This is a genomic window from Dermacoccus sp. NHGro5 (genome assembly GCF_017565385.1).
Classification (GTDB): Bacteria; Actinomycetota; Actinomycetes; order Actinomycetales; family Dermatophilaceae; genus Dermacoccus; species Dermacoccus nishinomiyaensis.
Genome location: NZ_JAGEKQ010000007.1, coordinates 1 through 19,138 on the forward strand (window position 1 = coordinate 1; position 19,138 = coordinate 19,138).

Annotated in this window: 19 protein-coding genes; 11 read left to right on the top strand and 8 right to left on the bottom strand. The window is 70.4% G+C overall.

What is annotated here, in order from left to right; genetic code table 11:
- Positions 1 to 110: 110 nt before the first annotated feature.
- Positions 111 to 530, bottom strand: coding sequence for an organic hydroperoxide resistance protein (locus tag J4Z35_RS03785; RefSeq protein ID WP_074039246.1), 420 nt, complete (start codon positions 528 to 530; stop codon positions 111 to 113).
- Positions 531 to 741: 211 nt separating this feature from the next.
- On the opposite strand from J4Z35_RS03785, the gene J4Z35_RS03790 reads away from it, so the two are divergent.
- From J4Z35_RS03790 to J4Z35_RS03800, 3 genes are all read left to right on the top strand, one after another.
- Positions 742 to 2,205 (top strand): amino acid permease, encoded by a 1,464-nt coding sequence (locus J4Z35_RS03790; protein ID WP_074039244.1) that lies wholly within the window; start codon positions 742 to 744, stop codon positions 2,203 to 2,205.
- 168 nt (positions 2,206 to 2,373) lie between these two features.
- Positions 2,374 to 2,781: a hypothetical protein gene (locus J4Z35_RS03795; protein ID WP_074039243.1), complete on the top strand. Its 408-nt coding sequence runs from the start codon at positions 2,374 to 2,376 to the stop codon at positions 2,779 to 2,781.
- A 76-nt stretch (positions 2,782 to 2,857) separates the two neighbouring features.
- Positions 2,858 to 3,967 carry a malate/lactate/ureidoglycolate dehydrogenase gene (locus tag J4Z35_RS03800; RefSeq protein ID WP_038568042.1) on the top strand — a complete coding sequence of 370 codons (1,110 nt, stop codon included), beginning with the start codon at positions 2,858 to 2,860 and terminating at the stop codon, positions 3,965 to 3,967.
- Positions 3,968 to 3,990: 23 nt separating this feature from the next.
- Here the strand turns inward: J4Z35_RS03800 and J4Z35_RS03805 are convergent, their stop codons facing one another.
- The gene (locus tag J4Z35_RS03805) at positions 3,991 to 5,310 is read right to left on the bottom strand and encodes a serine protease (RefSeq protein WP_074039242.1); all 1,320 of its coding nucleotides are present in this window, start codon (positions 5,308 to 5,310) and stop codon (positions 3,991 to 3,993) included.
- 155 nt (positions 5,311 to 5,465) lie between these two features.
- Here J4Z35_RS03805 and J4Z35_RS03810 point away from each other — a divergent pair, with 155 nt between their 5' ends.
- The 3 genes from J4Z35_RS03810 to J4Z35_RS03820 all read left to right on the top strand — a co-directional run bounded on the left by J4Z35_RS03810 (position 5,466) and on the right by J4Z35_RS03820 (position 7,631).
- The gene (locus tag J4Z35_RS03810; RefSeq protein WP_074039241.1) at positions 5,466 to 6,857 is read left to right on the top strand and encodes a cystathionine beta-synthase; all 1,392 of its coding nucleotides are present in this window, start codon (positions 5,466 to 5,468) and stop codon (positions 6,855 to 6,857) included.
- Between the two features lie 36 nt (positions 6,858 to 6,893).
- Positions 6,894 to 7,121 carry a hypothetical protein gene (locus J4Z35_RS03815; RefSeq protein ID WP_136788277.1) on the top strand — a complete coding sequence of 76 codons (228 nt, stop codon included), beginning with the start codon at positions 6,894 to 6,896 and terminating at the stop codon, positions 7,119 to 7,121.
- Between the two features lie 69 nt (positions 7,122 to 7,190).
- Positions 7,191 to 7,631, top strand: coding sequence for a DMT family transporter (locus tag J4Z35_RS03820; RefSeq protein WP_074039240.1), 441 nt, complete (start codon positions 7,191 to 7,193; stop codon positions 7,629 to 7,631).
- Here the strand turns inward: J4Z35_RS03820 and fdhD are convergent.
- Positions 7,621 to 8,394, bottom strand: coding sequence for a formate dehydrogenase accessory sulfurtransferase FdhD (fdhD, locus tag J4Z35_RS03825; protein ID WP_136788278.1), 774 nt, complete (start codon positions 8,392 to 8,394; stop codon positions 7,621 to 7,623). The two genes, J4Z35_RS03820 and fdhD, sit on opposite strands and share 11 nt — an antisense overlap.
- 31 nt (positions 8,395 to 8,425) lie before the next feature.
- Here fdhD and J4Z35_RS03830 point away from each other — a divergent pair, with 31 nt between their 5' ends.
- Positions 8,426 to 9,238 carry a fructosamine kinase family protein gene (locus J4Z35_RS03830; protein ID WP_074039536.1) on the top strand — a complete coding sequence of 271 codons (813 nt, stop codon included), beginning with the start codon at positions 8,426 to 8,428 and terminating at the stop codon, positions 9,236 to 9,238.
- Positions 9,239 to 9,417: 179 nt separating this feature from the next.
- Here J4Z35_RS03830 and J4Z35_RS03835 read toward each other — a convergent pair whose 3' ends face one another.
- The 5 genes from J4Z35_RS03835 to J4Z35_RS03855 form a co-directional block, all read right to left on the bottom strand.
- On the bottom strand, positions 9,418 to 9,981 hold the full coding sequence (locus tag J4Z35_RS03835) for a nucleosidase (RefSeq protein ID WP_074039238.1): 564 nt from the start codon (positions 9,979 to 9,981) through the stop codon (positions 9,418 to 9,420).
- Positions 9,978 to 10,448, bottom strand: coding sequence for a YbjQ family protein (locus J4Z35_RS03840; protein WP_006944389.1), 471 nt, complete (start codon positions 10,446 to 10,448; stop codon positions 9,978 to 9,980). Before J4Z35_RS03840 ends, J4Z35_RS03835 begins: the two co-directional genes overlap by 4 nt.
- A 95-nt stretch (positions 10,449 to 10,543) precedes the next feature.
- The gene (locus tag J4Z35_RS03845; protein WP_074039237.1) at positions 10,544 to 11,167 is read right to left on the bottom strand and encodes an L-threonylcarbamoyladenylate synthase; all 624 of its coding nucleotides are present in this window, start codon (positions 11,165 to 11,167) and stop codon (positions 10,544 to 10,546) included.
- Positions 11,168 to 11,170: 3 nt separating this feature from the next.
- Positions 11,171 to 11,638, bottom strand: a complete 468-nt coding sequence (locus tag J4Z35_RS03850) for an SRPBCC domain-containing protein (protein ID WP_074039236.1) — start codon at positions 11,636 to 11,638, stop codon at positions 11,171 to 11,173.
- A 178-nt stretch (positions 11,639 to 11,816) separates the two neighbouring features.
- Positions 11,817 to 12,245 (bottom strand): OsmC family protein, encoded by a 429-nt coding sequence (locus tag J4Z35_RS03855; protein ID WP_006944390.1) that lies wholly within the window; start codon positions 12,243 to 12,245, stop codon positions 11,817 to 11,819.
- A 29-nt stretch (positions 12,246 to 12,274) separates the two neighbouring features.
- Here J4Z35_RS03855 and J4Z35_RS03860 point away from each other — a divergent pair, with 29 nt between their 5' ends.
- The 4 genes from J4Z35_RS03860 (at position 12,275) to J4Z35_RS03875 (ending at position 19,087) form a co-directional block, all read left to right on the top strand.
- A complete protein-coding gene (locus J4Z35_RS03860) occupies positions 12,275 to 12,910 on the top strand; it encodes a histidine phosphatase family protein (protein WP_115296254.1) in 636 nt (211 codons plus the stop codon).
- Positions 12,911 to 13,020: 110 nt separating this feature from the next.
- The gene (locus J4Z35_RS03865) at positions 13,021 to 14,214 is read left to right on the top strand and encodes an exonuclease SbcCD subunit D (protein WP_074039235.1); all 1,194 of its coding nucleotides are present in this window, start codon (positions 13,021 to 13,023) and stop codon (positions 14,212 to 14,214) included.
- A complete protein-coding gene (locus J4Z35_RS03870) occupies positions 14,211 to 17,807 on the top strand; it encodes an AAA family ATPase (RefSeq protein ID WP_074039234.1) in 3,597 nt (1,198 codons plus the stop codon). The genes J4Z35_RS03865 and J4Z35_RS03870 overlap by 4 nt, the downstream gene beginning before the upstream one ends.
- 26 nt (positions 17,808 to 17,833) lie before the next feature.
- Positions 17,834 to 19,087 (top strand): pyridoxal phosphate-dependent aminotransferase, encoded by a 1,254-nt coding sequence (locus tag J4Z35_RS03875; RefSeq protein WP_074039533.1) that lies wholly within the window; start codon positions 17,834 to 17,836, stop codon positions 19,085 to 19,087.
- Positions 19,088 to 19,138: the final 51 nt, after the last annotated feature.

The following is a 19,138-nucleotide window of genomic DNA, read 5'->3' on the forward strand; positions in this document are numbered from 1 at the left end:
CGAGGTGGGGACCCGCTCGTCAGGTCAGTCACGCTGCCGCGACGGCGCGCCGTCGCGCGGCCGGTTCAGCCGACGCGGCGCCCGCGCGAACCGCTCTCGGTCGCGGCGCCTCAGTCCTCGCTGACGGTGATGGTGACGTCGATGTTGCCGCGCGTCGCGTTGGAGTAGGGGCACACCTGGTGCGCCTTGTCGGCGAGCGCCTGCGCCTCGTCATGCGGCAGGTCGGGGATGACGACCTCGAGTTCGACAGCGAGGCCGAACCCCTCACCGGCCTTGCCGATGGAGACGCGCGCGCCGACGCTCGACTCCCCCAGGTCGGCGCCCGCGCCGCGGGCCACCATCTGCAGTGCCGAGTGGAAGCACGCGGCGTATCCGGCGGCGAAGAGCTGCTCGGGGTTGGCGCCGTCACCCGAACCGCCCATGGCCTGTGGGACGGCGAGGTCGAGGTCGACGCGACCGTCGCTGGAGTGGACGTGGCCGTTGCGGCCGGCGCCGGTGGCGAGTGCTTCTGCGGTGTAGATCGGTTCCATGCTCGGTGCAACCACGCGAGCCCGCCGGCCATTCCATGACGACGCCGCCGTCGGTGCTGCCATCAGCGCCACCGTCATGGATCGACGACGGCATCCACCCCAACGCAGCGTTATGCAACCTTGATGCGAAAGGCGTGTGTCACGTCATACCGATGAAACATCTTGCTCATAGGCTCCCCTCGACGCGTGACCACGATCAGGAAGGCAGCGCATGTCGACACCCGCAGCGCCGGTTCATGACGAACCGGCCGGCGAGCACCTCTCCCGGGGGCTCTCCAACCGTCACCTCCAGCTCATCGCCATCGGCGGAACGATCGGCACGGGCCTGTTCATGGGCTCGGGCAAGACGATCAGCGTCGCCGGCCCGTCCGTCATCCTCGTGTACGCGATCATCGGGTTCTTCCTGTACTTCGTGCTGCGCGCCATGGGTGAGTTGCTGCTGAGCAACCTCAACTACAAGTCGTTCGCCGACTTCGCGGGCGACATCCTCGGCCCGTGGGCCTCGTACTTCGTCGGTTGGACCTACTGGTTCTGCTGGATCGCGACGGCGATCGCCGACACGACCGCCATCGCCAAGTACATCCAGTACTGGTGGCCCGACACCCCGTCGTGGATCCCCGCCGTCGGCCTCGTGGCGCTGCTGTTCCTGCTCAACCTGCCGAGCGTCAAGGCGTTCGGCGAGCTCGAGTTCTGGTTCGCGCTCATCAAGGTCATCGCGATCATCACGCTCATCGTCGTCGGCCTCTACATGATCTTCGCGGGCAGCTCGCACGGCGGGCAGAAGTCGTCGTTCTCGAACCTGTGGTCGCACGGCGGCATCTTCCCCATGGGGTTCATGGGCTTCGCCGCGGGCTTCCAGATCGCCGTGTTCGCGTTCGTCGGCGTCGAGCTCGTCGGCACCGCCGCTGCTGAGACGAAGGACCCGGAGAAGAACCTGCCGCGCGCCGTCAACTCGGTGCCGATCCGCATGCTGCTGTTCTACGTCGGCGCGCTCGTCATCCTCATGTCGGTGCGTCCGTGGACGGAGTTCAAGGCCGGCGAGTCGCCGTTCGTCAAGATGTTCGCCCTCGCCGGTCTCGCCGCGGCCGCGGGTGTCGTCAACTTCGTGGTCATGACGTCGGCCGCCTCCTCCGCGAACTCGGGCATCTACTCGACCTCACGCATGGTCTACGGCCTCGCCGAAGAGAACGACGCGCCGCGTGTGTTCTCGCGCCTGTCACGCAACCGCGTGCCGGTGGCTTCCCTCGCCTTGTCGTGCGGGTTGCTGCTGCTCATCGGCCTGCCGCTGCTCGGCGCGAGCGGCAGCGTCGCCGACGCGTTCGACAAGATCACGACGGTCTCCGCGATCTGCTTCATGTTCGTGTGGACGATCATCCTCATCAGCTACGTCGTCTACCGCCGTCGCCGCCCGCACCTGCACGAGGCGAGCACCTTCAAGATGCCCGGTGGCGTCGTCATGTGCTACGCGACGATGGCGTTCTTCGTCTTCGTGCTGTGGACGCTGTGGATCAAGGACGACACCCGTCAGGCGTTGCTGTGGACGCCGCTGTGGTTCGTCATCCTGCTCGCCGCGTACTTCCTCATCGTGCGTCGTCGCCCGGCGCACGAGCAGCTGCGTGCCGAGCACGCCGCGAAGGTGGAGCGGGAGAACGCCGAGGTCACGCGTCGTAGCTGACCCGGCTCGCCCACGACGACGGGGTGTCGTCCGCTCAGGCGGACGTCACCCCGTCGTCATGTCGACACGCGGCTGTGAGTCTCGTGCAGTCGCAGTCGGCTCATCCCCAGGTGTGACGGCTGTGGATGACGAACGCGGCGCCGCGAAGCCAGGCGTCAGGGTGGAGCCATGACTGCTGCGCACGAACCCATCACCGACCTCACCGAGCTCGTCGCGACGTGGACGACGCTGCTCGAGACCGCCCCGCTGCGCGGGCGCAACCTGTGGCTGATGTTCCTCTACCCGAGCGCCCGCCCGCTGCCGGCCCTCACGCAGATCGAGGGCCTCAGCCTCACCCCGGATGCCCGCTCGATCGACAGCCTCGGCGAGCTCGTGCGTCACCTCGTCGACGATGATCGCGTCCCCAGCGGCGCGGCACTGTGCCTCGAACGATCGGGCACGACCGGCGCGTCACCGTTCGAGGAGGGCTGGGCCGACGCCCTGACCCGTGAGCTCGGCGAGCACCTCGCGTGGCCCGTGCTCGTGCGCACACCCGGCGGCATCACACCCGTGCGGTTGTGGTCGAGCGCGGCCTGAGACGTGCGTCGTTCGTCGGCACCGGATCGGCGCGGGCGCCGCCCGGGCCCGATTCGCGGACGCCTACGCTGGAGACATGACGTCCAATCCTGCCGCCGTGACCACACGCATCGTCCCGCCCGCCGTGGCGCACGACCTCGTCCGCACCGTCTGTGACGCGCTCGGCAGCGACGAACGCGAGGCGCGCCTCGTCGCCGACCACCTCGTCGCCGCCAACCTCGCGGGGCACGACTCGCACGGTGTCGGCATGATCCCGACGTACGTCGGCTCGGCCGCCGCGGGTGGGCTCGTCGTCAACGCCGAACTGGAGACGGTGACGGACGCGGGCGCCGTCCTCGTCGTCGACGGCGTGCACGGCTTCGGTCAGGCGATGGCGTTCGACGCGATGGCGGTCGGCATCGAACGGGCCCGCGAGTACGGTCTCGCGCTCGTGGGCCTGCGCAACTCCCACCACGTCGGCCGCATCGGTCACTGGGCCGAGCAGTGCGCGGCGGCGGGGCTCATCAGCATCCACTTCGTCAACGTCGGCGGCAGCCTCATGGTCGCGCCGTTCGGCGGCAGCGACGCCCGTTTCAGCACGAACCCGTTCTGCGTCGCCTTCCCGCGTGTCGGTGAACCGACCATCCTGCTCGACTTCGCGACGAGCGCCATCGCGTACGGCAAGGCGCGTGTCGCGCACAACAAGGGCGTCGAGGCACCCGAGGGCAGCCTCATCGACCACGAGGGGCGCCCGACGGACGACCCGTCGGTGCTGTTCGACGAACCGCACGGCGCGCTGCGTGCCATGGGTCTGCACAAGGGCGGGGGCCTGGCCATCATGTGCGAACTGCTCGGCGGCGCCCTCACAGGCGGGCTGACGACGCGTGAGGAGACGGCGCACGATGCGACGTCGATCTACAACTCGATGACGAGCATCCTCATCGACCCGAACGCACTCGGCTCACTCGACTCCGGCGCGGCCGATGCTTTCCTCGAATGGGTCAAGGCCTCCCCCGCGCCCGCCGGCGCCGAGCATGGGCCGCTGCTGCCCGGCGAGGTCGAACGCGCCACGCGCGCCACCCGCACCCGCGACGGTCTGCCTGTCGACGAGACGACGTGGCGCGGCATCGCCGACGCGGCGCGCGCCGCAGGCGTCCCCGACGACGACACCACCCTCGCCGCCTGGAACGCCTGCGCCGCCGCCTGAATGCGTCAGAGCTCCTGAGCGCGTCAGCCCGCCGTCACGCTGACGTCGTCGACGAGGAAGCTCGTCGCGAGGTCGGCGTCCTCGCTCTCACTGAAACGCAGCGTGACGCTGCGGCCCTTGTACGCCGACAGATCGACGGTGTGACGCACGTAGTCGCTGCTCGCATCGAGGTTCGAGGCTGACGCCACACGCTTCGTCGAGGTGCCGTCGACGACGTCAAGACTGAACGTGTCGTAGGCGCGCGAGCCGGTCTCGGCCGTCACGACACGGCTCCAGTACGTCAGCGTCGGGGTCTTCGCGTTCGCGGGGATCGTGACGCTCTGGCTGAGCGATTCGCTGACGCGTCGGCCGTTGCCGCCCAGCCACGCCTTCGCCGCGCCGCCGTGCGCGGCGTACGTCACATCGGTCGTGATGGCGCCCGTCGTGCCGCCCCAGCCGCGGGTGCCGGATTCGAAGTCACCGTTGACGAGAAGATTCGTGTCCGGTGTAGGAGTCGGCGTCGGGTCGGTCGGCGGCTGCGCGGGCGTCGCGCCGAACAGGGTGCAGCCCTTGAGCCCGAGGTCGATGCACCCGGCGGTGAAGCACGCGGTGAGCGGGTACGTCTGCTGACCGTAGCTCTGGCCCTGGTGGACGCTGACGTTGCCCGCCGCGTCGACCTCGCACGGATTGTCGAGTGTGCAGCGCTCGCCGTCGTCGTTGCCGGTGTTGTTGATGCCGATGACGGTGCCGCTCGTCGCATCGACGATCGGCGAGCCGGAGCTGCCGTGAGGCGTCTGGCACGTCGAGTAGCGGATCGAGTCGTTCATCGTGTAGCCGCCCTCCTTCAACTGGTACACGAAACCGTTGATCGCGCAGCCGTAGTGCTGCTTCCAGTAGCCCGACGGGATGTCGATGCTCGTCTCGTCGCTCGGGTGCGTGGCCGCGAGCGGGCGAGCGGTGACGTTCTTCGCCGCGAGCTGCGCGTACGTCGACGTGCTGCGGTACACGGCGACATCGGTGCCCGTCATCGTCGCGTACTGGAGGCGATCGAGTGTCAGCTTCGTCACGGTGTGCGCGTCGCTGCCGCCGAGCACGGTCGCCGAACGTGTCACGGCCTTGTCGTAGACGAACGTCGACGGCTCCGGCATCGTGCCGATGCAGTGCCCGTTCGTCAGGACGAGGGCCTTGTCGGTGTCGGCAGCGCCGGGGAAGCGCACGAGCGAACCCGAGCAGTTGTCGAGCGCGACGATCGCGTCGTACGTGGCGAACCGCGTCGCGGCGCTCGATGCGGGAGCCGAGGCGAGGGTGGCTGCGCCGAGGACGGCGCTGAGCGCGACCAACGGGATGCGGGTGCGAACGGCCATGGGGATCTCCTGGTGATGAGGCGGGCGCACCCGCGTCGACACGGCGTTGTCACACCGCAAGTCACACAGTAGAACGACAGGTCATGTCCAGGTGGCGTTGAGCTTCGGAGAATTCTCGCCACGCCCCTACCGGCACGGCATGAAATGATCCAGCCATGAACTATGCGGAGAGCGTCGTCGATCTGGTCGGAAACACCCCTCTGGTCAAGCTGGGCACCGTCGCGCGTGAGGCGGGCGTGCGGGCGACCGTCCTCGCGAAGGTCGAGTACTTCAACCCCGGCGGCTCGGTCAAGGACCGCATCGCCCTCAAGATGATCGAGGCGGCCGAGGCCTCCGGCGAGCTCAAGCCCGGCGGCACCATCGTCGAGCCGACCTCGGGCAACACCGGCGTCGGTCTCGCGCTCGTCGCGCAGCGCAAGGGTTACCGCTGCATCTTCGTCTGCCCCGACAAGGTCGCCAAGGACAAGATGGACGTGCTGCGCGCCTACGGCGCCCAGGTCGTCGTCACGCCGACGTCCGTCGCGCCCGACCACCCTGACTCGTACTACTCGGTCTCCGACCGCATCACGCAGGAGACGCCCGGGGCGTGGAAGCCGAACCAGTTCTTCAACCAGCACGGCCCGCAGTCGCACTACGAGACGACCGGCCCGGAGATCTGGCGCGACACCGACGGGCGCGTCACGCACTTCGTCGCGGGCGCCGGCACGGGCGGCACCATCTCGGGCACCGGCCGCTACCTCAAGGAGGTCAGCGCCGAGCGCCCCGAGGCCGACGGTGGGCCCGTGCGCATCATCGGCGCCGACCCGGAGGGCTCGATCTACTCGGGCGGCACCGGGCGTCCCTACCTCGTCGAGGGCGTCGGTGAGGACATGTGGCCCGGCGCCTACGACCCGTCGGTGCCGGACGACGTCATCGCCGTCAACGACGCCGAGGCGTTCGCCATGACGCGTCAGCTCGCCGAGAAGGAGGGCCTGCTCGTCGGCGGTTCGAGCGGCATGGCCGTCGTCGCCGCGCTACGCGTGGCGAAGGACCTGCCCGAGGACGCCGTCGTCGTCGTGCTGCTGCCCGACTCCGGGCGCGGCTACATGTCGAAGATCTTCGACGACGCGTGGATGAACTCCTACGGCTTCATCACCGGCGAGGGCGAGCGCACCGTCGGCGACGTGCTGCAGGCCAAGTCCGGCGACCTGCCCGACCTCGTCCACACCCACCCGCAGGAGACGATCCGCGACGCGATCGACATCATGCGCGAGTACGGCGTCAGCCAGCTCCCCGTCGTCGCCGCCGAGCCGCCCGTCATGCTCGGCGAGGTGCGCGGCGCCGTCAGCGAGCGCACGCTCATGGACCTGTTGTTCGCCGGGGACGCGCAGCTCAGCGACGCCATCGCCGACCACCTCGGCGAGGGCCTGCCGCTCATCGGCCGCGGCGAACCGGTGTCGGCGGCGCGCGAGGCGCTGCATGACGAGGGCGCCGTCCTCGTCGTCGACGGCGGCCGCCCCATCGGCGTCCTCACCCGCTTCGACCTGCTCGAGGCGCTCGCGAACTGACGCCGGACCCTGGCGTCAGGACGCAGGAGTCCCGCCGTGAATCGCATGCCGGTCGGGGCGCAGTTCGTGTTGCTGGCGCTCATGTGGGTTCGAGCTTCCTGGTCACGAAGGTCGGCCTCGAGGTGGCTGTCCGTTGTGCAGGTGCTCGCCCGCATGGCGAGCGGCGCGCTCGCGCTGCTCGCGATCTGTGCGGTGCGGCGCCAACCGCTCCCGCGGGATCGTGCGGTGCGAGGCCACCTGCTCGTCGTCACGATGCTGTTGTGAGTCGTGCCGTTTCTACTCTTCGCGTGAGCCGAGCAGCACGCCTCCTCCATCCTGGCGAGCATCTAAGACGTGACGGCGCCGCTCATGACGATGATCGTCGCCGTCGCGGCGCTGCCGGAGGAACGGCTGACGCGTGATCGCGCCATCGGCCTCGTCCTCGGCTTCGTCGGCGTGCTCACCATCCTGTCGCCGTGGCACTCACTCGGCGGTTCGAGCGCGACGGGTCAGCTCGCATGCCTCGCCGCGACCGCGTGCTACGGCCTCGGCTTCACCTACCTGCGCAAGCAGATCGCTCCGCGTGGGCTGCCGGCGCTCGCCGTCGCGTGCTTCCAGGTCTCGCTCGGCGCGCTCGTGCTCACGCCGTTCGTGGGCCGCGGCGAGGTGCACCTCAGCTGGCGCGTCGTGCTGAGCATGCTCGCGTTGGGCGCACCTGGCACGGGCATGGCGTACGTGTGGAACACGATCGCGAGAGGACGCGGCGCCGTCGAGGGCTCGTCCGTCAGGCGCTGACGCGGTCGGCGCCGGCGTAGATGTTGAAGTGGTCGCGGCGCATCATGCCGACGAGCACGAGTCCGTATTCCTCGCACAGATCGACGGCCATCGAGCTCGGCGCCGATACCGCGACGATGCCGCTGACGCCCGCCGCGACGGCCTTCTGGACGATCTCGAAAGACACCCGGCCGGACACGACGAGCAGCCGATCCGTCGCGGGCAGCTCACCCTCCATGAGCGCGCGACCCAGCACCTTGTCGACGGCGTTGTGACGCCCGACGTCCTCACGCACCGGCCCCAGCACCCCGTCGTACGTCGCGAGCGCTGCCGCGTGCAGCCCCCCGGTGCGTTCGAAGGCACGCTGGCCGCGGCGCAGAGCGTCGGGCAGTTCGCGAGCGACGTCGGCGCTCAACACCTTTTCGCACGTCGCGATGGCGGGTCCGAGCGTCAGCTGGTCGGCGCTGCACACGCCGCATGCCGCGCCGGTGACGAACGAGCGCGGACGCGGTGGTTCGACGCCGGCGGCGAGGGTGATCTCGATGGCGTCGGTCTCGTTCTTCCAGCATCCGCGCAGCTGACGGATGTGCTCCGGCGCGCTCGTTCCCGACTCGACGAGCAGCCACCCGGCGGCGAGTTCGGTGTCGTGCCCGGGCGTGCGCATGAGGACAGCCAGGGTCGTGTCGTCGAGGTGCAGTTCGAGGGGCACCTCGACGACGAGGTCGTCGGGGCGACGGCTCATGCCCCCGGCGTTGACGCGGTGGACGGGGCGGCGCGTGGTCATCTGCGGCACCTCGCGAGCGTACTCTCATCGCATGAACGGACGCGAGAACACGTACGTGAAGCAGCGAGCCGGCGCGCCGTCCGGCTTCTTCGCCACGGAGGCTGCGGGGTTGCGGTGGCTCGCCGCAGCGAGCGCCGATGGGGGCGTCGACGTCGTCGAGGTGCTCGACCAGGACGCCACGTCGGTGACGTTGGAGCGCCTAGACGAGGCTCGCCCGAGCGACGGCGTCGACGCGGCCGCGGCCCGGTTCGGTGCTGCTCTGGCGGCGACGCATGCGGCGGGCGCCCCCGCGTTCGGTGCGCTGCCGCCCGGCGCGTCGACGTACTTCTTCGGTCCGCTCGATCAGCCGCTCACGCTCCCCCATGTCGAATCGGCGACGTTCGGGGCGTTCTACACGCAGGCCCGGCTGCGACCGGTGCTGGAGCGCACGCGGCTGGCGGGACGCGACGCCGACCTCGCGCAGCGCGTCTGCGGCGCCGTCGAATCGGGGGCCGTCGACACCTGGGGCGCCTCGGGTGAGTTCGTGCGGCCCGCCCGCGTACACGGCGACCTATGGAGCGGCAACGTCCTGTGGACGCGCGGCGGCGCCGTCGTCATCGACCCCGCGGCGTGCGGGCACCACCCGCTCGCGGATCTCGCGATGCTGACGATGTTCGGCGCGCCCGGACTCGAGGCGATTCTCGATTCCTACGCCGAGGCCGCCCACCTGCCCGACGACTGGCGCGAGCAGCTGCCGCTGCATCAACTGTTCGGCTGGCTCGTCCACCTGCACCTGTTCGGCGCAGGCTACGCCGAGCCCGTCTCGCGGGCCCTCGGCGCGTCGGCCCGGTTGTTGGGCGTGTGAAGCCTTGGCGGCGCGCGCTCAGTCGCGGACCTCACGGTCCATGGCACAGCGTCTGACCGTGGCGTTGCCCCGCTCCTGACGGCTTGCGACGCGACGCCCGACCGTATGCTGATGCCGCTCGCGAGCCGCGGAGCCAGCGCTGCCACATCCCGCGGCGCGTGCGTTCGCCCAGCGGCGCGTCAGGTGGACGAGACGTTGGCGGTGAACCAGGCCGCGAGGTCGCGCGCCGAGGTGTCGACGAGCGTCGCCCAGTCGAACGCGGAGGCGTCGGCGTCGTCCGAGACGTGCTTGACGACGCGCACGGGCACGTCGAACGCCTGGCAGGCCGCGACGACGGCGTAGCCCTCCATGTCGACGAGCGACGCGCGCTCGGCAAGAGCATCCCGCACCTGTGCGTCGCTGACGAACAGGTCACCCGTGGCCAGGACGAGCTCTGGGTCGCCTGCCCCGACGCCGAGGCGCTCGCGCACGTCGTGGCCGAGGGCGCGGATCGCGTCGGCACTGATGTCGTGGTTGAGCACGACGCCCGGCTCGAAGACGCCGCGCATGCCGGGGCGCAGGGCTCCACATGAGCCGAGGTTGACGACCTGCAGCCCCGCCCGTTCCTGCGGCGTACGCTCCGCGAGTGCCCGCGTCGTTGCGATTGCCGCCGCGGTCTTGCCCAGGCCGGTCAGGACCATGTCAACGTCAGCGGGAAGATAGCGCGTCTCGCTGGCCGCCGCGGCGACGACGAGCGTCGTCACCGCTGTGCGTCAGCGTTGCCCTGCCACTGCTGCGAGGGCTCGCCCGAGCCGCCCGCGAACTGCTGGCCCATGCTCTGCGACGCCGGCGCATTCCACTGCTGCGCCCCGCCCTGCTGACCCTGGTGCGCCTGCTGCCCGCCCTGCTGGCCGTCAGGTGCGATATAGACGGCCGTGCCGTAGGCGCACACCTCGATGCCGGTCTGTGCGAACTCGTTCGTCTCGAAGCGGAATGCCACGACGGCGTTCGCGCCGCGCGCCTGCGCCTCGGCGGCCAGGCGGGACAACGCTTCACGGCGGCACTCGACGAGCAGTTCGGTGATGCCCTTGAGCTCACCACCGGCCATGGCCTTGAGCCCGGCGCCGATGTTGGAGCCGATGTGGCGCGAGCGCACCGTCAGGCCGAAGCACTCACCCATCGTCGCCTCGATGCGGTGACCGGTCACGTCGTTCGTCGTCACGATGATCATGACGTCGAGTCTAGGCGGCACGCACCGTCCGCGGGGGTGCATCGCCGCGCCTTCTCCGACCCTTGTTCCAGGCGCCTTCGCGCGGCTACGCGGCGTCAGCCCTCGAAGCGCGCGACGTCGCCGGCACCGACGCGCACCACGGTCGGCGCCGCGTCCGTGTAGTCGATGACGCTCGTCGGGCGCGGCTCGACCTCATCGGCATCGATGACGATGTCGACCTCGTGGTCGAGTGCGTCCTTGACGGCCCAGCCGTAGGTGAACGGCTCGTCCTGGTCGGGCAGAATGAGCGACGTCGACAGCAGCGGCTCGCCCAACTCCGCGACGATGGCACGCGCGATCGGATGGTCGTCGAGACGCACCCCGACCGTCTTCTTCTTCGGGTGCACGAGCTTGCGCGGCACCTCCGCCGTCGCCGGCAGGATGAACGTGTACGGCCCCGGCGTCGAGGCCTTGATCGCCCGAAACGCGGCGTTGTTGAGCTGTACGAGCTGACCGAGTTGTGCGAAGTCCTCGCACACGAGCGTGAAGTCGTGCTTGGCGTCGAGGTGCCGGATGCGCACCATGCGCTCCTTGCCCTCGGCGTTGCCGAGCGCGCAACCGAGAGCGAAACCTGACGACGTCGGGTAGGCGATGAGCGCGCCGTCACGCAGAGCGTCGACGACCTGACGAACGGTGCGCGGCTGCGGGTTCTGGGGGTGGATGTCGAGGAAGAGCGCCATGCCTCAGGCTACGCCGCGCGGATCACGCGCCGCCACCCTGATCCCCCGCGCGTGACGGCGGGTGTGGGCGACGAACTCGGCGAGGATGAGCGGCCAGTCGCCGTACCGGGCGCGCGCGCCTGCGTTGTCGTCGTCCCAACCGTCGTGCTCGAAGGTGACGCGGGTGCCCCATTCGCTGTCGCTGAACCGGACGCTGACGCGGCTCGGATGACGATGCTCGCCGCGGCGCCAGCAGTCGAAGACGATCGACGAGCGCAGGTCGACGCTGACGACCTCGCCCCACGCGCGATCCTCGCCGCCGATTCGGAAGCTGACGGTCCCGCCCGGACGGGCCTCGATGACGACGCCCGCATGACGCGCGGGGTCAGGAGTCTGCAGCGGCGGCCACCACTTGCTGATCTCGCCGACGAACAGGTAGAACGCGGCCGCCGGCGGCACCGGGACGTCATGGGTGAGCGTGATCTTGTCCACCGACGCATCTCCCTGGCTCTCGACAGCAGCCCGCACACTATGGCACGGGCGACGAGGTCGGATGGGGATTCACACCCACCCGATCCGCAGGGTCCGATTCGTGGGACGACGCGCGGCAAGAACGCGTCCGGGCAGCGGGTCCGGGGACAGCGTCAGGGCGCCGCCGCCACCGCGGCCGTCATTCGGCGACGTGCATCCTCACCTCGGTGGGCAGCACGACCGTGCGGCTGACGGTGCACAGCTTCTCGTGGGACAACTCGACCGTCTCCGGGTAGACCTTGCGCGCGGCGTCGCCGGCGTCGCCCTCGGGAAAACGGACGGTGAACGTCACGTCGATCGGGCCCATGTGGTTGCCCTGCTCGTCGCGCACCTTGTCGCCCTCGGCGACGACGTCGAACTGCGTCGGCTCGCTGCGGCGCGTGGTGAAGATGTCGACGTCGATGGCACTGCACCCGGCGATCGCGGTGAGCAACAGCTCGACGGGCGTGAAGTCGGTGTCGTCACCCGAGCCGAACTCGAGGGTGCCGCCGCGCGCGTTCGTCGCGACGAAGCGTCCAGCGCTCGTGCGGGAGATGCTGACGCTGCGGTGGGGGTCGTTGGCGCTCATACGCCCATCGTGCCACTAGGCTGCCAGGCGTGCCCGACGCAGCCAGCCCCAACGCCCCCCGCCCCGACTCCGGACGCCTCGTGCTCGTGCGCCACGGCGAGACGCAGTGGTCACGTGACGGGCGCCACACCGGCACCACGGATCTGCCGTTGCTGCCCGCCGGGGAGGCCGTCGCGCGGGCGGCCGGGCAGGCGCTCGCCGGACACCACTTCGTCGCGGAGTTCGTCTCCCCGCTGCTGCGCGCGCGGCGCACGGCCGAACTCATCGGGCTGCAGAACCTCGAGATCGACGACGACCTGCGCGAGTGGGACTACGGCGGCTACGAGGGCAAGTCGACGCCGCAGATCCGTGAGGAGGTCGGGTACGACTGGGAGATCTTCGCCGACGGCGTCATCCCTGGCGAGACCCCGGGTGAGACGGTCGAGGACGTCGCCGCGCGCGCCTCGCACGTGCTCGCACGGGTGCATCCGCTGCTGGAGCAGGGCGACGTCATCCTCGTCGCCCACGGGCACCTGCTGCGCATCCTCGCCGCCGCGTACCTGCGTCAGCAGCCGCGCTTCGCGGCGTCGCTGCAGCTCGACGCCGGCGCCGTGTGCGCCCTCGACACCCACCACGGGATCCCGACGATCGCCTCGTGGAACACGACGCACCTGCCGTCGGTCTGAGGTCGTACCTGCGTTCTGTGCCCTGGTCGCACGAGCTGTGTGACGTCGATTCAGGCTGCTTCTTCCGCGGGATTCCGCGGTTGTCGGCGCTCACCTCTAGCGTGTGAGACATGCGCATCCTGCACACGTCCGACTGGCACCTGGGCCGCTCGTTCCACGGCGAGGGCCTCGGTGAGGCTCACTCCGCCTACTTCGACCATCTCGTCGACCTCGCGCGCGACGAGCAGGTCGACGCCGTCCTCGTCGCCGGAGACGTGTACGACCGGGCGCTGCCCAACCCGCGCACCGTCGAACTGCTCGACGACGCCCTGTGGCGGTTGCTCGACACCGGCGCGCGCGTCGTCGTCACCTCCGGCAACCACGACTCGGCGTCCCGGCTCAACTTCGGCTCGCGCATCATGGAGCATGCGGGTCTGCACATCCGCGCCGCCTATGAGGGCATCACCCGGCCGGTGGCGGTGCCGCGGCGCGGCAGCGACGAGATCGCCGGTCACGTCGTCGCGCTGCCCTACCTCGAACCGTCGGTAGCTGCGGGCGTGTTCGGCCTCGATGAGGGAACGCATCGGGCGGTGCTGAGCGAGGCGGTCGCGCGCTCGCGAGCCCAGGTGCCTGACAACGGCGCGCCCGTCGTCGCGATGGCGCACGCGTACTTCGCCGGGGCGACGACGAGCGACTCAGAGCGCGACATCAGCGTCGGCGGCCTCGGCCAGGTACCCACGTCCGTCGTGTCAGGCTTCGACTACGCCGCGCTCGGGCACCTGCACGGCCCGCAGACGCTCGAAGAGCACGTGCGCTACAGCGGCAGCCCCGTCGCGATGTCGTTCAGCGAGGCAGGCCACACGAAGGGCACGTGGCTCATCGACGTCACACGTGGTGCCGCGCGTGGGGAATTCATCGAGGCGCCCGTGCACCGCCCGCTCGCGACGCTCGTCGGCGAACTCGACCACCTGCTCGCCGAGCCCGCACTCGCCCACGCCGAGGCGGCTTGGTGCCAGGTGACGCTGACCGACGAGATTCGGCCGGCCGCGGCGATGGATCGGCTGCGAGCCCGCTTCCCGCACACCCTGCGGCTCTCCTTCGAATCGGCCCGCAAGGATGATGCGCCGCTCACGTACGCCGAGCGCCTCGCCGGGCGCGACGACGTCGAGCTGTGCTGCGACTTCCTCGCCCACGTGCGCGGGGGACGCGGTCCTAACGCGACCGAACGCACCGCCATCGGCCACGCCGTCGCCGCGGCGAACCACCACGACGCCGAGACCATGCGCGACGACGGCTCGATGTTCGACCTGGAGGCCCTGCGATGAGATTGCACTCGCTCACCCTCGAGGCATTCGGGCCCTTCCCCGGGCGCGAGCACATCGACTTCGACGCCCTCGATCAGGGCATCCTGCTCATCAACGGTCCCACCGGCTCCGGCAAGAGCTCGCTGCTCGACGCCATTGCGTTCGCGCTGTTCGGCGACGTGCCCGGCGCCCGCAAGTCGCTGCGTCAGAGCCTGCGCAGCCACCACGCCGAACCGTTCGCCGAGCCGCGCGTCGAGCTCGAGTTCAGCGTCGGACGCACCCGCTGGCGCGTGCAGCGCACCCCCCAATGGGAGGCGCCCAAACGCCGCGGCACGGGCACGACGACGCGTCAGGCGTCGGTGCTTCTCAGCCAGTGGCGCGACAACGCATGGCATCTCGTCTCGCAGCGCATCGACGAGGCCGCGGACATGATGAGCGACACCCTGGGCATGCGACTCGAGCAGTTCGCGCAGGTGGTGCTGCTGCCACAGGGAGAGTTCGCTCAATTCCTGCGCGCCAAGCCGGAAGATCGTCGCATCCTGCTCGAACGCCTCTTCGACGTCAGCCGGTTCGACGCCGTCGAGACGTGGTTCACGGAGGCGAAGAATCAGCGTGCCCGCGAGCGCGACGCGTCACTCGAACGCATCCGCAGCCACCTGACGATCATCGACGACGCGCTCGCCCGCCTCGACGAGCCCCTCGAGGCGCCGTTCGACGTCAGCGTCGATGCGCCGAGCGCCGACGCCGTCAGCGCGGACGTACCGGAGCTACCCGAGCGTCTGCGCGCCGTCGTCCGTGAGGTCACCGAACGCCGCGACGCTCTCGAGCACGCGGCGCGCACCAGTGAGGTGCGCGCGCGACGTGCGAGCCGTGCCGCCGACGACGAAGCCGCCCGCACCCTGCTGCGCGCACGCGCCCAGGAGGCGGCGGATGTCATCGCCGAATGGCCCGCCGACCGGCTGGCTTCGGTGCGCCGCACCCTCGACGACGCGGCGTCTGTGGCCGGGGCGCTGAGGCTGCACGCGCGCGCCGGCGCCGCGGCTGCGGATGCCGAACGCGCGGTGGAGGCCGTCACGCGGGCCGAGACGGCGCTGCGCGAACGGGGCGTGCACGTGCCCGAGAGTGGCTGGCCCTCCCCCGAGCTCACCGACGGCTGGTTCGAGGCGGTGAGTGACGCGCTGCGTCACGCCGAGTCGAGCGCACGCGATGTGGCATCGGCGCAGACGCGCGAGGTTCGTGCAGTGGCGCAGCTGCAGGACGCCGAGGCGCGGCTCGCCGAGGCCCAGGCGGCGACCACGCGGGCCGAAGGGGCCGTGACGCGCGCCGGCGAGCAGCATGACCAGGTCGCGACGCTCGTGGCGACGCTGCCTGACCCGTCAGATGCGCGGGCTGCCCTGGCGCGACTGAGCCGTGAGGCGGCGCGTCGCCCTGAGCTGGCCCACGCCCTCGCGAAGGCTGAGGCACGCGAGACCGAAGCCGTACGCGCCCACGCGGCGGCGGAGCGCGAAGTGCTGCGGCTGCGCGAGGCGCGCCTGGCCGGCATCGCGGGGGAACTGGGTGCAGCTCTCGCACCTGACGAACCGTGCCCCGTGTGCGGTTCAGCCACGCATCCGAGCCCGGCGAGCCCCGCCGATGACGCTCCCGGCGCGGAGCAGATCGAGCAGGCCGAGCAGCGGGCCGGCGAGGCCGACGCGGCCCGGCTGCGCGCCGGCGCCTCCGCGAGCGCGGCCCGTGAACGCCTGAGGCACCTCGACGAGGCCGTGACCGCGCATCACGACGAACTGCGCGTCGCGGTCGAGGCGCTCGCCGACGATCTGTCGACGGCACGCGCGCACGATGACCCGGCGCAGCTGCGTCACCTCGACCACGTCGAGACCACCGCGCGCCGTCTGGGCCATGCCGACGCGCTGAGGACGTGGCTCAGCACCGATGATGATGACGACGCACGAAAGGACGTCGTCCTGGCGGCCGACGTTCCGGGCGACAACGGCACGCCGGCCGGCGACGTACAGAACCACGATGCTTCGCTTGACGGTGGCGCCCAAGCCGACGATGAGCGGAACGACGATGCACCGGCCGAAGACGCGCGGGCCGGCGAGGCTTTGGCCGACGCCGTCACGCGCGCGCTCACCGACCTCACGACGACGGCCGCTGCACTGTCTGCCGAAGCAACCCAAGCACGCGCGGCGCTCTCGAGCGCAGAAGCCGCCCACACGAAGGCACTTTCCGCGCTGAGCGCGGCCGAGGAGCGTTGCGTGGGAGCGCAGAGCGCCGTTGGTGAGGCTCGAACTGCCACGGAGCACGCGCTCGGCGTCCTCACCACTGCGCTGCAGGCGGTCCCGTCGGCCACCCTGGCCGCTCTCGGCGTCGATTGGCCGCCGCGCAGCGCGGCCTCCGGGACGGGTTCGTACCAGTCGCAGCAGCCGTCGAGCCCGGCGGCGGGCTCGACGCCGCCGGGGTCGCTGATGCCGGCGCAACGCATGGAGGCAGTCGCCGACGGGCTCGGCGCGCGCGCCGAGGTGGCGAAAGACCAGCCCGGCTCCCCCGCACCGCTCGAGCCGTCGCTCGTCGCGGCGGCGCTGGCGGCCGTCACCGAGCGTCGACGCCTCATCGATGACGTCGAGCGCGCCCAGCGCGACGCTCAGCACGCGGAGCAGGCCGCCAGCAGTGCCGCCCAGGCCGTGGCGGACGAACTCGCCGTCGCCGGACACGACACGATCGAACAGGCGCGCGCACTGGCCCTGCCCGAGGACGAGCGCGCCCGCCTCGACGCCACCTGGAACGACGCCGTCCGCCGGGTCGCCGCGGCACAGACGAGCCTCGAGGACGAGCAGGTGCGCATCGCAGCCTTCACCCCGGCCGCCGATCCGGCGCGGCTCACCCAGCGTGCCGAGGTGCTGACCCGCCGGGCCCAAGAGGCCACGACGGTCGCCGTCAAGTGGCAGCAGACTCAGGCCGTGCTCGACTCGGTGCGCCACCAGGTGGCCGACGCCGTCCGCACCTATCTGCCGATGGCCGAGCGCGCCGCGGAGACGGCCGAACTCGCTGCGAGCTTCACCGGCACCGGCGAGAACACCCGCCGCATGCGGCTGACGAGCTACGTGCTCGCGGCGCACCTCGAGACGGTCACGCAGATGGCCAACGAACGTCTGGCGACGATGACGGACGGGCGCTACCAGCTGCGCTACACCGACGAACGAGCCAAGGGCAACCAGCGCAGCGGCCTCGGGCTGCTCGTCGTCGACGCGTGGACGGGGCGCTCACGCGACACCGCCACGCTCTCAGGCGGCGAGGCGTTCATGGCCTCCCTCGCCCTCGCACTCGGCCTCGGCGATGCCGTGCGCGCCGACTCAGGCGGCCTGGAACTGCACACGCTGTTCGTCGACGAGGGGTTCGGCAGCCTCGATCAGGACACGCTCGAGCAGGTCATGGAAGTGCTTGACTCGCTGCGAGAGGGCGGACGGCTCGTCGGCGTCGTCAGCCACGTCACCGAACTGCGCGCCCGCATCCCCACGCACGTCGAGGTCGTCAAGACCTCCGAGGGCTCGAGCGTGCGGACGACGTCCGCGCCGGGGCACGCCGCCGTCCCGAATGCCGTGTCTACCACGCCCTGAGCGACGCGGTGTGAAAACCTGTGCTCATGCGTGCGATCCGACAGTCGAACAAGCTCCAGAACGTCCGCTACGACGTGCGTGGCCCGATCCTGGAGGAGGCGCAGCGGCTCGAGGCCGAGGGTCACAAGATCCTGAAGCTCAACATCGGCAACACGGCGCCGTTCGGATTCGAGGCGCCGGAGGCGATCCTCGCGGACATGAAGCACCACCTGCACCACGCGCAGGGCTACAGCGACAGCCGCGGCATCTATTCGGCGCGCACGGCCGTCGCGCAGTACTACCAGAGCCGCGGCCTCAAGGACACGCAGGTCGAGGACGTCTACATCGGCAACGGCGTCTCCGAGCTCATCACGATGGTGCTGCAGGCGTTCGTCGACGACGGCAACGAGATCCTCGTGCCCGCCCCCGACTATCCGCTGTGGACCGGTGCGGTCTCCCTCACCGGCGGTACGCCCGTGCACTACCTGTGCGACGAGGAGAACGGCTGGAACCCGGATCTGGCGGACATCGAGTCGAAGATCACCGAGAACACCCACGCCATCGTCATCATCAATCCGAACAACCCCACGGGCGCCGTCTACTCCGAGGATGTCGTGCGCGGCCTCGTCGACATCGCGCGCCGCCACGACCTCGTCGTCATGGCCGACGAGATCTACGAGAAGATCCTGTTCGAGGACGCTGTGCACCACCACGCCGCGACGTTCGCGGGCGACGACGTCCTGTGCCTCACCTTCAGCGGCCTGTCCAAGGCCTACCGCGTGTGCGGTTACCGCGCCGGCTGGGTCATGATCTCCGGGCCGAAGCACCTCGCCGAGGACTTCCTCGAGGGTCTGACGCTGCTCGCCAACATGCGCATGTGCGCCAACGTGCCCGCGCAGCACGCCATCCAGACCGCGCTCGGCGGCTACCAGTCGATCAACGAGCTCATCGGGCCCGACGGCCGCTTCTACGAACAATCGATGCTGGCCTGGCGAATGCTCAACGAGATCCCCGGCGTCAGCTGCGTCAAGCCGATGGGCTCGCTCTACACCTTCCCGCGCCTCGACCCCGAGATCTACCCGATCGACAACGACCAGGACTTCGTCATCGACCTCCTGCGGGCCAAGAAGATCCTCGTCACGCACGGCACGGGCTTCAACTGGGTCGCCCCCGACCACTTCCGACTCGTCACGCTGCCCGACGTCGACGTGCTCGAAGAGGCCATCGGACGCATCGCCGACTTCCTCGAGGACTACCGCCACCGCGCCGGCACCGGCGACCTCGTGCCCGAACGCGCCTGACGGCAGCAGACGACGAACGGCCGCTCACCCCGAGGGTGAGCGGCCGTTCGT